The organism is Bdellovibrio bacteriovorus HD100 (genome assembly GCF_000196175.1).
Classification (GTDB): domain Bacteria; phylum Bdellovibrionota; class Bdellovibrionia; order Bdellovibrionales; family Bdellovibrionaceae; genus Bdellovibrio; species Bdellovibrio bacteriovorus.
Map to the genome: position 1 here is coordinate 2,402,250 of NC_005363.1, position 12,461 is coordinate 2,414,710.

Below are 12,461 nucleotides of genomic sequence, written 5' to 3' on the forward strand. Positions count from 1 at the left end.
AGAAGATCCTAAATTGTGAAGTCGTTAATATTCCACACACAGTCTTCGATGGCGATCAGTCCTTCGACTTTGCCATCTTTGATCAGGGGCTCCAGATACAGGCGGGTCATATACATCTGCAGTCGCTCCAGCGACACGCGCTCTTGAATCTTATGAACTTCCGTGATGATCACCGGCTGATTCAATCGGCCTGACAAAATATAGTTGGCTTGCTCCAAAATACGCAAGGTCACTTCTTCCGCGCGGGAATACAGATGAGGCCAGCTGCGACAGAAAACGTCTTCGATAGTATAGCTGCAAAATTCAAAGAAATTGAATGAACGGAAAAACTGCGTGTGCTTGTGGGAATAAAACTCGACAATACGCCCTTCCACATTCACCAACTGATCAAGCCCCTCAGGACTGATTTTATATCCGTAGTAGTCCAAGGCTGTTTTTACCAGGAAAGGCATGTCCTTGATCCGACGTCCTTGACGGTGAACTGACCGGCAAACCTCAAGATACTGATTCATCAAATCCGTGGAATGAGCCTGCTCATCTGGATTCAATTGCTGAAAATACGGCAGAGTTTCTTGAGCATACGGACGTACAGACCAGCCCTCCTGCTCCAGCATAGAGGACAGCTCTTCACAAAGAAGTCTAAATTTTTGCAGATGTCCTTGGGTTGCCACACTCATGCCGCGCCGCTCTCGAAACAAAATCGTATTTATGCCGTTTAAACAAAAAGAGCCCCCAAAGGAGCTCTTCGACAATCAAGTTTCTAAAAAACCTGGTAACTTAACGTGCTTTGCTGCTAGCGAACTTGCGGCGAAGATCCTGAGTCACCTCATGGATGGTCGCATTCAAGGTCACTTCGAAAAGATCGTCAGCAGAAACTTTGTAAAGCTCACCCAATCTTTTCAATGCGTTGATTGGAGGATGAGAAACACCGCGCTCCCAGTTGGAAATGAACTGTGGCGTGGAGTAACCCAATTTGTCAGCAACGTCTCTCTGAGAAAGACCTGCCGATACACGTTTTTGCTTCAAAAAATCAGCTAACATATTTTTTTGTCTCATGTGATTTCCACCTAACGATGAATTTATTTATACACATCATGACGAGTGTGACAAGCCCTTTGCATTCAAAAAGCTTTCAAAATATTCTCATCCAGATAAATACATTATAGCTTATTTGATCTAAATTACTTCCTGTTTTTTTGCAATTTCTAATCTTTTCTGTGTTTGAGATATGAGCCAATTCTTGTTTTGTAGCAGAAAAGATTGAAGGATATGAGAATGACAAATATTAGCAACAGCCCCTGGGTTGAAAATTTCCACATTACAAGTCTATTAGTAAACCCGCTGGGACGCTTGGGTCTGTATGGATTGTTAAATCTGCTGCAAGAAACCGCCTGGATTCATGCCGAGAAAATGGGCTTCGGCCTGCTGGACATGGAAAAACAAGGGCTGTTCTGGGTTCTGACCCGACAAAGCCTGCAAATGAAAACCTGGCCCCGCTTCGGCGAAAACATCCAGATTCAAACTTGGCTGCGCGCCCCCGAAGGAGCCTTCGTGGCGCGGGAATTCGCAATTCTGAATCAGTCCGGGGAAGAGATCGGATTGTGTTCCACAAGCTGGCTGGCTCTGGATCGCCAAAGTAAAAAAATACTGCCAGCAGACAACCTGCGCCCGTGGGATCAGATTGCCCATGCCCGCTCTACAGGAATCAATCCGGAAAAAATCCCGGTGACGGGCACCTACGAAAAAATCGCCAAATACCGGGTGCGCAATTCGGATCTGGATATCAACCAGCATGTGAACAACACCAAATATGCCCAATGGATCCTGGATGCCATCCCCTATGATCTGCACAAAAGCCTGAAGTTGAATACCTACTCCGTCAACTTCCTGGCGGAAACTCACCTGGGTGACGAAGTCGAAGTTCACCGCAACTGCTCCAGCCCCGATGTACAACTGGCCAGCCACGGCGCCAGCGCCTACAAGGGCCTGCGCGTGGGTGATGAAAAAGTCCTCTTCACCGCCGTTCTGGGCTGGGAGAAACGCAAGTGAAACCTCTGATTCCCTTTACCAAGACACCGCTGACCAACACTTTGCAGGTTCATGGTGAAGTGACCCCGCTTTCTGACAGCCGTCTGCTGGTGGAGTTTATAATCACCGGCTCCACGGATGCCATCAAATGGCCTGAATCTTCCAATCTTGAGCGCCGTGAAGACGGCCTTTGGAAACACACCTGCCTGGAAGTGTTTCTTGGAAATGGCGCGGCACCCGAATCACCCTATCTGGAGATCAACTGCGCCCCGAACGGCCACTGGAATGCTTATTCCTTTAGCAAATACCGAGAAGGCATGGCTCCGGCCACGGACACCCGCGTGCGCCTGCAACCGCGCAATTCTGAGGACGCCGAAGCGCGTTTTCAAATTGAAATCGACAGCCGCAAACCATTGGAATTCACCTGCTTGGGACTGACGGCGGTGATTGAATTCGTCGATGGCACCCTGAGCTATTGGTCCTTGTTCCACCCCGGACCGCAGGCCGACTTCCACAACAAAGCTGGCTGGACCGCTCTTTCGACGCATTGAGCGAACCACCTGTTCCCCGTGGTCATTCTTGACCCTTTCTGGAGCCCAAGATAGCTTGGGCTGTTTCATTTTCTTAATCCAGAAAGGACCCATTCATGAAGAAACATACAGTTCGTGTGTACCCATCTAAAGAGAAGTTGGATCGCAAAGACCAACTGGCTTGGAAAATTGCTGAAATCGCAACTGACAACGCCCCTATCAAAGCTGACGTCGTTGACATGGTTATCAATCGTATCATCGACAATGCCTCTGTAGCGATTGCTGCTGCCAACCGTCGTCCGGTGGCTTCTGCGCGTGCTATGGCGATTGCCCACCCACGCAATGGTGGAGCAACTGTCTTCGGTATGCCGAATGACCAGAAATTTGACTGTGAATGGGCTACTTGGGCGAACGGCACGGCTGTTCGTGAGTTGGACTACCATGACACTTACCTTGCCGCGGACTATTCTCACCCGGCGGACAACATCCCTGCTATTCTGGCAGTGGCTCAGCAAATGGGTAAAAACGGTAAAGAGCTTCTAAAAGGTATCGTGACTGGTTACGAAGTTCACGTGGACCTGGTTAAAGCCATCTGCCTTCACAAGCACAAAAAAGATCATATCGCTCACTTGTGCCCGGCAACGGCTGCGGGTATCGGCACTTTGTTGTCTTTGCCAACTGAAACAGTTTTCCAAGCAGTTCAACAAGCGGTTCACGTGTCCTTCACGACTCGTCAGTCCCGTAAAGGTGAAATCTCTTCCTGGAAAGCCTACGCTCCGGCACACGCTGGTAAACTGGCTGTAGAAGCGGTGGACCGTGTTATGCGTGGCGAAGGTGCTCCATCTCCGATCTACGAAGGCGAAGACTCTGTTATCGCTTACATGCTTGATGGCAAAGACGGTAAATACGAAGTTCCACTTCCAGAAGTGGGCGAAGAAAAACGCGCGATCCTTGAGACTTACACTAAAGAGCACTCTGCAGAGTATCAGTCCCAGGCGTTGATCGATTTGGCTCGCAAAATGAAGCCAATGATCAAAAACTTCGACGACATCCAGTCCATCGTGATCCACACGTCCCACCACACTCATTACGTGATTGGTACTGGTGCAAACGATCCACAAAAAATGGATCCAAATGCATCCCGCGAGACTCTTGATCACTCCATCATGTACATCTTCGCCGTGGCGTTGCAGGACGGCACTTGGCACCATGTCAACTCTTACGCTCCAGAGCGCGCTCAGCGTCCGGACACTGTGGCTTTGTGGCACAAAATCTCCACTGTTGAAGACAAACAATGGACTGCTTGGTACCACGAGACAGATCCAGACAAAAAACGCTTCGGTGGCCGCGTAGAAATCACAATGAAAGACGGCTCCAAAATCGTGGACGAGCTGGGCGTAGCTGATGCTCACCCTGCCGGTGCCCGTCCGTTCAAACGTGCGGACTACATCCGCAAGTTCGACATTCTGACTGAAGGTATCATCACCAAAGCAGAACGCGATCGTTTCATTGGCTTGGTTGAAAATCTGGAAAACCTGACTGCAGAACAAGTTCAGCAGTTGAACGTTCAGATCCCAATCGAAAAGCTTGTGAACAACAAGAGAGACACTAAAGGTATCTTCTAGTCGTCGCGGGAACGCATGGAGGGCGAAGCGCAGGGCCGGAACTTTACGGGACACGGCCTCCTGCCTCGCTGCTCCAGCCTCCGCTTCGCTCCGGCTGGGGGCCATCCAGGCCCCGCAGAAGTCCCTTCAAGGTCCAACCCTGCACTCCGCCCTTCACGCTTTTTGCAAATCAAGAAGATCCCTTCAGCGTCTATCTTGAGGTTAACTTGGAATCGCGTGTGATAGGATTAACTGCTGAACCGGCTTAGCCGGGATTGAGAGACAAGCATGAAACGTCGTGCTTGGCTCTGAATGAAGAAAACATAAATAAAGACAAACGACCCAGGGGCTGCCTTGGGACAGGGGGAGGGCTCCTTGAGCCGTTCGCCGAGTTCCGCAGCAGCTCATCCCGAAGGGATGGCGTCCGCGAGGATCGAAATGCCACGATGGCATTTCGACGCGAAGTCCGAAGGATGACCAGCAGGATGCTGGTCACACTGTCCGAAGGGTCGCGAGGAAAGAAGAGGCTTGTATGTTGTTTCCTGAAATTACTCCTACGCAGAAACGTAAGAACTTTAGAGATGCTTTGAAGTCTGGCAAGCTTTTGCAGATGCCGGGGTCTTGGTCTCCGCTGGTTTCTATGGCAATTGAAAAAGCGGGATTTGATGGGGTTTATATTTCTGGGTCTGTGCTTTCCAATGATCTGGGGTATCCTGATATTGGTCTGACTTCTTTGACTGAAGTGGCTCAGCGGGGTCGTCAGATCGCCCGCACGACAAAACTTCCTACTATTATTGATATCGACACTGGTTTTGGTGAACCGATGTCTGCGACTCGCACGGTTCAGGAAATGATCGAGATGGGTCTGGCGGGTTGCCACATTGAAGATCAAATCAATCCGAAGCGCTGTGGTCACCTGGATGGCAAGGGTCTTGTGACTCGTGATGAAGCAGCCCGTAAAGTGGCGGCGGCAGCTCGCGGTAAAAAGATGGATGAAAACTTCCTTTTGATCGCTCGTACAGATGCGCGTGCTGTTGAGGGTTTGGATAAAGCCATTGACCGTGCGAAAGCTTACATTGATGCCGGTGCGGATTGCATCTTCACCGAGGCTTTGGAAAACGAAAAAGAATTTGAAACTTTCCGCAAGGCTGTGAATGTTCCGCTTTTGGCGAACATGACAGAATTCGGTAAAGGTCGTCTGTACACTTACGAAGAGCTTTCCAATCTGGGCTACAACATCGTGATCTATCCGGTGACGACATTCCGTCTGGCGATGGGCGCGACAGTGGCAGGCTTGAATGAAATCAAAGCCAAAGGCACGCAAGAGGGTCTTTTGGACAAAATGCAGACTCGCAAAGACTTGTATGCGCTTTCTCGTTATGACGAGTACAACTCTTTCGACACCAGCATTTTCAACTTCACTTTGAAGTAGCTAAAAGGGAGGCCCCAAGCCTCCCTTTTTTTTTATTTGGCACCTAGGCATTTTCAGACTCTAAAAGCCCTCATAATTTGCAATAAACTTGGCGTTGGGCGCGAGCTCGCGGACAATCAGGTCACACAAATCAAGACGCAAACTTCGACCAGAGTCTTAATTGTTTTTTCAAAGCGGTCAGAACTCACAATCTCTTCTAAGATAGATCAATGAAGAAAGAGTTCTCTTTACAGACGAAAATCGCCCTGCCTATTCTTACAATCACTTTCATCGCACTGGGGCTGCTGACCTATTTTTCAGCTTCGCGAAGTTTTCAAACGGCGCAGTCAGACGCCGAATTTAAGGTCACAAAGTCAGCAGAGGCTTTCGCCAACGCGTTCAAAGCGGACTTGGATGCAAGCCTTATGGTGGCGCAACAAGTGGAAGCGTATCTGGACACCGTTAGAAAGCAAAACACCAAACCGCGGGCCGAGGTGAATGCCGTTCTAAAAAACATGCTGACCCAGGCGCCATCGGTCTTCGGGCTGTGGGCCACTTTCGAACCCAATGCTTTCGACGGACAGGATGCCCACTATCTGGGGCAGCCGGGTTATGAAAAAATCGGCGGCTTCGGACCTTACTGGAATCGCTCGGGCGAAGGCGGATCCCTGACCTGGGAAAATGATATCAACTATAATGGCGAATTTTATCTGGCGCCAAAAAATGCGGGCCGCCGGATTTTGACCGAGCCCTACTACGACGAAGTCAACGGACAGAATCTTTTAATGAGTTCGGCAGCGGCCCCCCTCTTTGAAGGCGGAAAACTGATGGGTGTCGTCGGTGTCGATCTGCTGCTTTCCCAACTGGACAAGCAGATTTCGGCAGTGAAGCCCTATGAAACCTCTGTCGGCTTTCTGATTTCTGACCGCTTTAACTATGTCACAAACCCGGATCCAAACCTGGTGGGAAAGCCGGTTTCACTGCCTTTCTCTCAGGAAGATTTCAAACAGGCTCTGCTCGATGGTCGTCTTTTGCTGAAAACTGGCAAGGACAGCCAGTCCGGTGAAGAGGTGCTGAACCTGCTGGTTCCCGTCTCCATCCCCTATTCAAAAGCATTCTGGGGTGTCCTGATATCCACTCCGGTGAAAACTGTTCTGGCCAATGCCTACTCTTTGCTGTGGAGTCAGCTTGTTGTGTTCCTTGTCTGTCTGCTGGTGATGGGTGTTGCGGTGGTTCTGATTTCCCGACGGATCTCCCAGCGATTCACAACCCTCACCGCAAGCCTGGAGCAGGCGGAAAATGTGGTCACTGCCGCGATCGACCAGCTAAGCCGGGCCGGACAGAATCTGGCACAATCGGCCACCGAGTCGGCGGCCTCCATCGAGGAAACCGTCGCCAGTCTGGAAGAAATGACCTCCATGGTAAAAATGAATGCCAACAACGCCAAAGAAGCCGCCCGCCTGTCCTCGGACTCCAATCAAAGTGCAGAGCGCGGCAACACCGAAATGAGCGCCCTTGTCAGCGCCATGGATGAAATCTCGGACTCCTCCAGGAAAATCGCTGAAATCAATGGTGTCATCGACGACCTGGCATTCCAGACGAACCTTCTGGCACTGAATGCTTCGGTCGAAGCCGCCCGTGCCGGCGAACACGGTAAAGGTTTTGCCGTGGTGGCTGAAGCCGTCAGAACCCTGGCGCAAAGATCCGCCACTGCCGCAAAAGACATCAACAGCCTGATCAATGACTCCATCGAAAAAGTCCAACGGGGCAGCCACAAGGCTGAAAGCTCCAATACAAATTTGAAGGAAATCGTGGATTCCGTGCGCAAGGTCAGCCATCTGAATGTTGAGATTTCTTCCGCCAGTGACGAACAATCCACCGGAATTCAACAAATCAGCAAAGCCATGAATTCCCTCGACCAGGCAATTCAGACCAATGCCGCCTCGGCCGAAGAAATTTCAGCCACGGTTCAGGAAATCCTGAACCAGGCCCATGTGATGAAAAACGTGGTGACTGAAATGAACACGGTGGTTCACGGCAGCTAAGCCGCGCTCAGCACCTTGACGGTCGAATTCATCACTTCGGATTTTTCACTGATATGCGCGGCGGTGTTCACAATCTCGCCGGCCTCAGCGGCATTGCTTTGAATGACCTGATCCAATTGATTGATGGCTACATTGATTTGCTCAATACCTGCAGACTGCTGCTGGCTTGCGCTGGCAATTTCTGAGTTCAGCGTTGCCACTTTTTCAATACTTGAGGACATCTGCTTCAGCACATCGCCATTGGCCCGAACCAGCACGGTCCCCTGCTTGACCTGAACCACACTTGTAGAAATCAACTGCGTGATGTCCTTGGCCGCCACCGCCGATCGCTGCGCCAAAGACCGCACGGCCTCGGCTACAACCGCAAAGCCTTTGCCGTGTTCACCGGCGCGGGCGGCTTCCACAGAAGCATTCAGTGCCAGCAGATTGGTCTGAAAGGCGATATCATCGATAATGGAAATGATCTCTTCAATTTTCTGACTTGAAGATTCAATCTGAGTCATGGTCTGCACCAGCTCCAGGATTTTTTCCTCGCCAGCTTTTGCCAATCGCGCAGAGTCCCCGGACAGCATCGCCGCGTTTTGTGCGTTGCCGGTATTCAGGCGCACCATCGAGGTGATCTCTTCCAAAGACGCCACGGTTTCCTCAATCGAGGCCGCCGCGCGGGTGGAGGATTCCGCCAGCTGTCCACCCGTGGAATTCAAATGCTGAATGTCCTCGGTGATCCCGGCAGAGGATTCACTCAAACCCTGGGACAAAGTTGAAATCTTTTTCTCAGAGCGTTTTGCTCCAAAATAAACCACCGACATCAGCAGCAACAACCCGACCAGGGAAAAACCCAGCTGTCTCCATAACGAGGCATAGGCCCCCGCCAGAATGGTCTTTTCGGGAGTGCGAATCACCAGCGTCCACTTCTGGGAAAGATCATAGATGGACACAGGCATCACCAGGAAAAACTCTCTGCCACGCTCGGTATCGATATCAACGCCGCCAACTTCATGCTTTTGCAGCAAAGCCTGCAGGGCACTATCGGCTTTAAATTCCTGCATCACCTCATCCTGGTTCGGCCCTGCGACCACCATCATCTTGTCAGAAACAAGGAAGGACTGGGAATCAGCAAAAGGACGGATCTCTGCCACCAGCTCTTTGATTTTATCAAGACTGATATCAATACCCACCAGGCCCTTGGCGGTCCCGTTCTGCACAACCGTATAGACCGCGGAAGTCATCACCAGTTCTTTGCCGTTAACGGTGTCCTTGTAAGGCTCCACCAGCATGCTCTGTTTGTTTTGCATGGGCTGGAAGTACCAGTCACCCAGATCCGGCGTTTCTTCATTCAACAGGGTCTTATAGATGATCTGATCACCCTGACGGACCCACCACGGATACACCCGGCCGGTTTTTTCATGGAATTCGGTATTGGCAAACTGCGCATCTTTGCCGTCATAGGCATTGGGCTCCCACGCCGACCACGTGGCCAGATACTGGGAGTCACTCTTTAGAACTTCACGCAACAGCTGATAACTTTTCTTCCGGTCCTGCTGATGAGTTTCAGTTTCCATGGCCAGATGGCGCCCCACCACTTCGGCCTGGGCAAAGGATTTATCCAAATAGGATTTAATCTGCTGGGCGTATTTGCGTCCCATCTCTTCAGACATTGCGTGCGCCGATTTTTTGGCGTCTTTGAATGAATCCTGCACAGCCAGGAAGGCAATGCCTCCCAGAACCAGTGTGCCGACAATAGCGATAGGTAAAGTTAACTGTTGAGTGAAAGAAAGTTTTCTGAATCCACGACTGAACATACAACAACTCCAGAATTATCCGACCTCGAAAGATTCGGATAAAAAACTGGCCACAAAGAGAGGACCATGGTCCAGATCCTCTCTGAAATTGGATGGATTTTCAAATTCCTCCCCCGATGGGATGAAGGACTTTAGTGCCCGCCTGCCGTCGCTTTCAGGCCAATGATGGAAATCAGCAACAATGCTAGGAAGAACAGGCGAGCTGGTGTCGCGGCTTCGTTGAACAGGAAGATTCCCAGAATAGCCGCACCCAAGGCACCGATTCCCACCCACACGCCGTAAGCGGTGCCTATGGGAAGCACGGTCGCCGCCCGCGCCAGCAAAAACATACTGCCGGCCAAGGCCACCAAAGTAAGAACACTGGGAACAAGTTTTGTGAAACCTTCGGTGTATTTAAGGCCGATGGCCCAACCGACTTCAAGAAGACCTGCGATTGCCAAAATGATCCATGCTACTGTGTTAGACATACCAACACTCCTTTCGTTAGAAAAAAGCGTCGTCTTGTCCTGACCGGGTACGTCGCACATCGTCCGGGCACCTCAGTCGCAGAAACTGAAATACCAAACTATTAAAGCGCAAAAGCCAAAAAAAGTAAAGATCAGACTCATTTGGAAAGATCTGGCTTGATCCCCCCTTTCCTGCACCGCCTCACTCTTGACCCATCCCCTCGGGCGGACTAGGTTCAGACCCATGCAAAAGCTAAAAGTGTTTCTGTCAGACAGTTTGAATCCTCACCTTAACCTGGCCACGGAAGAGTGGATCTTTCACAATCTGGATCCGTCCCAGCAAGTGCTGTTCTTGTGGCGCAATGAAGAAACCGTGGTCATCGGGCGCAACCAGAATCCCTGGTCTGAATGCAACCTGGCCAAAATGAAAGATGAAAAAGTTCACTTGGCCCGTCGCACGACCGGCGGTGGCGCTGTCTTTCATGATTTGCAAAACACCAACTTCACATTCCTGTCGCCCAAAGAATCCTATAAGCGCGAAAACAACGTTCAGATCATTTTTGATGCGTTGAAAACCTTTGGTATCCAGGGCGAAGCTTCAGGCCGAAATGATCTGCTGATCCCATTCCCCGACGGTCCCCGCAAATTCAGTGGCAGCGCTTACCGTGAAAAGAAGGACCGCGCCTTCCATCACGGCACTTTGCTGTTGAACACCGATCTGACCCGCCTGGGAAATTACCTGACACCCAATCCGAAAAAGCTTCAAGCCAAAGGCAAAGAATCCGTCCGGGCCCGCGTAGCGAACCTGACCGAGGTGTCCCCGGGAATCAATCATGATCAGATCGTGACCACGATGGTGAAGTCCTTTGAAAACTTCTATGCCGGGAAAGCGGAAGTTGAGTCTTTGACCATGGAAAGTCTGAAGCTGATTCCGGAACTGAAAGAGCAGTACGAACAGCTCAGTTCCTGGGAATGGTTGTATGGCAACACCCTGGAATTCAGCCACAAGATGGATGAATACCTGACCCTGGGGTTCTTTGATTTCCATTTCAAAGTGGAAGACGGACAGATCAAGGATTTGAAAATCTATACGGACTGCCTGTATCCACAGGTGATCGAGGACTTGACGGAAAGTCTGCGCGGCAAAGCTTATCGTGGCGATGCGGTTCGTGAGGCCCTGATGAGTGTGCGCGGCAAACACACTGAACTGAATCTGGGACTTTCCGAAGTGGAAGAATGGCTCTGCAAAAACATCGAAATCTAAACAAACAGAACCGATCCTGCAGCTTGCGGGATCGGCCCTTCATCCCGTTTATTACAATCACTCCCGTTCACTCTGCAATTTCGCAAAAACTGTCTAGAGCTACAGCAAGAAATTCAACTTAGACCTGAGTCCATTTTACATCCTCACATTCAGCATTAATTTGGCTTAATAAATCGGACCTTTGTTACGATACATACTGTATGAAAACAAAAGTCACCGCCTCCTTCAAAATTCTTGCGGCCTTTTTGCTCGTTTCGACTCTCGCTGCGTGTGCCCCCTCAAACTCTGACGTCCTAAGCACAGCCCTTCCAGGCACGGACACAGACAATTCCCAGTCGGTACCGGGGACGGAAGACCCGTCAACACCGACACTTCCTGAACCTGATGATGAAATCAAAGACAGCGCAAAGTCCCTGAAGATTCATGCTTTCGCTGACATGAACATCGACACCAGCGGCACCTATGCCAATGCCACGATCTCGATTGTCAAATCCATGATTTCGCGCCAGCCAGCGGCGATTCTGGGTGTGGGTGATTACATCGATGGCGAAAAGAAAAGCCTTTCCGACAGCACCTATGTGAACATGTGGAACCAGTTCTCGAAAAAAGTTCTGTCGTTCATGCGCGATGCAAACATTCCATTCCTGCCGACGCCGGGCAATCACGATGCCTACTATGCGCAGGAACGCCGCCTGTATGATTCTTTCTGGGGCAAAAACAAACCCAACGTGGAATATGTCGATGATGACAACTTCCCGTTCTATTATTCCTTCATCAAAGAAGACGTGTTCTTTGTTTCCCTGGATGATGCCAACTATTCCAGGCTTTCCAACCGCACGGCCCAACTGGCCTGGTTGAAAGAGCAATTGTCCTCCGCCCGTGCCAAAGGGGCCCGGGCACGAGTTGTCTATGGCCATATCCCGCTATACTCGATTGTCAGCAGCAAAGCCAACAGCTCGACGGTCTACGAAAACGGGGTCCTGGCAGGAGAACGCCGCACCGCTGGCAGCAACACTCTGGAGTCCATCTTGCTCAGTCACAATGTGGACCTGGTGATCTTTGGTCATTCCCACGGATTCTATTCAGGCCACTACACTTATCCGGATGGTAAAAAATTACAGGTGGTTTCCATGCCGTGCGCGGGCAGTTCGCCACGGTACTTGGTGGGCACCAGCATTCGCACTCCGCAGGGATACGTGGAACTTGTCTTTTCTGAAACAAATCAGCTGACCATTCGCTATTACAATTCATCTGGCACTCTACAAAGCCTTAGTTCCCTGCCCGCAGCGCTGACTTTGGATTCCAAGAATGGCGTGAAGTACGTGCGCTAA

11 protein-coding genes and 1 riboswitch are annotated in these 12,461 nt (G+C 50.7%); of the genes, 7 read left to right on the top strand and 4 right to left on the bottom strand.

Annotated elements, in window-relative coordinates; translation table 11 throughout:
• Positions 1-8: 8 nt before the first annotated feature.
• Complete coding sequence (locus BD_RS11395; protein WP_157865701.1) at positions 9-677, bottom strand: hypothetical protein; 669 nt, start codon at positions 675-677, stop codon at positions 9-11.
• A gap of 100 nt (positions 678-777) precedes the next feature.
• Positions 778-1,041, bottom strand: a complete 264-nt coding sequence (locus tag BD_RS11400; protein WP_038451964.1) for a helix-turn-helix domain-containing protein — start codon at positions 1,039-1,041, stop codon at positions 778-780.
• A gap of 234 nt (positions 1,042-1,275) precedes the next feature.
• On the opposite strand from BD_RS11400, the gene BD_RS11405 reads away from it, so the two are divergent.
• The 5 genes from BD_RS11405 (at position 1,276) to BD_RS11425 (ending at position 7,618) form a co-directional block, all read left to right on the top strand.
• The gene (locus BD_RS11405; protein WP_011164903.1) at positions 1,276-2,049 is read left to right on the top strand and encodes an acyl-[acyl-carrier-protein] thioesterase; all 774 of its coding nucleotides are present in this window, start codon (positions 1,276-1,278) and stop codon (positions 2,047-2,049) included.
• Complete coding sequence (locus BD_RS11410) at positions 2,046-2,579, top strand: DOMON-like domain-containing protein (protein WP_011164904.1); 534 nt, start codon at positions 2,046-2,048, stop codon at positions 2,577-2,579. Before BD_RS11405 ends, BD_RS11410 begins: the two co-directional genes overlap by 4 nt.
• Before the next feature lie 95 nt (positions 2,580-2,674).
• A complete protein-coding gene (locus BD_RS11415) occupies positions 2,675-4,183 on the top strand; it encodes an MmgE/PrpD family protein (RefSeq protein WP_011164905.1) in 1,509 nt (502 codons plus the stop codon).
• Positions 4,184-4,694: 511 nt separating this feature from the next.
• On the top strand, positions 4,695-5,594 hold the full coding sequence (prpB, locus tag BD_RS11420) for a methylisocitrate lyase (protein WP_011164906.1): 900 nt from the start codon (positions 4,695-4,697) through the stop codon (positions 5,592-5,594).
• A 209-nt stretch (positions 5,595-5,803) separates the two neighbouring features.
• Positions 5,804-7,618: a methyl-accepting chemotaxis protein gene (locus BD_RS11425; protein ID WP_011164907.1), complete on the top strand. Its 1,815-nt coding sequence runs from the start codon at positions 5,804-5,806 to the stop codon at positions 7,616-7,618.
• Here the strand turns inward: BD_RS11425 and BD_RS11430 are convergent.
• Positions 7,615-9,420, bottom strand: a complete 1,806-nt coding sequence (locus tag BD_RS11430; protein ID WP_011164908.1) for a methyl-accepting chemotaxis protein — start codon at positions 9,418-9,420, stop codon at positions 7,615-7,617. The two genes, BD_RS11425 and BD_RS11430, sit on opposite strands and share 4 nt — an antisense overlap.
• Positions 9,421-9,551: 131 nt before the next feature.
• Positions 9,552-9,887: a quaternary ammonium compound efflux SMR transporter SugE gene (gene sugE / locus BD_RS11435; protein WP_038449738.1), complete on the bottom strand. Its 336-nt coding sequence runs from the start codon at positions 9,885-9,887 to the stop codon at positions 9,552-9,554.
• Positions 9,888-9,910: 23 nt separating this feature from the next.
• Positions 9,911-9,976, bottom strand: a riboswitch (guanidine-III (ykkC-III) riboswitch).
• 134 nt (positions 9,977-10,110) lie between these two features.
• Between sugE and BD_RS11440 the strand changes: the two genes are divergently transcribed.
• A complete protein-coding gene (locus BD_RS11440) occupies positions 10,111-11,130 on the top strand; it encodes a lipoate--protein ligase (protein WP_011164910.1) in 1,020 nt (339 codons plus the stop codon).
• 200 nt (positions 11,131-11,330) lie between these two features.
• Positions 11,331-12,461 (top strand): metallophosphoesterase family protein, encoded by a 1,131-nt coding sequence (locus BD_RS11445; protein WP_011164911.1) that lies wholly within the window; start codon positions 11,331-11,333, stop codon positions 12,459-12,461.

Coding starts and splice junctions, on each gene's coding strand:
- BD_RS11405 (WP_011164903.1), top strand. CDS start 1,276: ATGACAAATATTAGCAACAGCCCCTGGGTTGAAAATTTCCACATTACA.
- BD_RS11400 (WP_038451964.1), bottom strand. CDS start 1,041: ATGTTAGCTGATTTTTTGAAGCAAAAACGTGTATCGGCAGGTCTTTCT.
- BD_RS11430 (WP_011164908.1), bottom strand. CDS start 9,420: ATGTTCAGTCGTGGATTCAGAAAACTTTCTTTCACTCAACAGTTAACT.
- BD_RS11395 (WP_157865701.1), bottom strand. CDS start 677: ATGAGTGTGGCAACCCAAGGACATCTGCAAAAATTTAGACTTCTTTGT.
- sugE (WP_038449738.1), bottom strand. CDS start 9,887: ATGTCTAACACAGTAGCATGGATCATTTTGGCAATCGCAGGTCTTCTT.
- BD_RS11440 (WP_011164910.1), top strand. CDS start 10,111: ATGCAAAAGCTAAAAGTGTTTCTGTCAGACAGTTTGAATCCTCACCTT.
- prpB (WP_011164906.1), top strand. CDS start 4,695: ATGTTGTTTCCTGAAATTACTCCTACGCAGAAACGTAAGAACTTTAGA.
- BD_RS11445 (WP_011164911.1), top strand. CDS start 11,331: ATGAAAACAAAAGTCACCGCCTCCTTCAAAATTCTTGCGGCCTTTTTG.
- BD_RS11415 (WP_011164905.1), top strand. CDS start 2,675: ATGAAGAAACATACAGTTCGTGTGTACCCATCTAAAGAGAAGTTGGAT.
- BD_RS11425 (WP_011164907.1), top strand. CDS start 5,804: ATGAAGAAAGAGTTCTCTTTACAGACGAAAATCGCCCTGCCTATTCTT.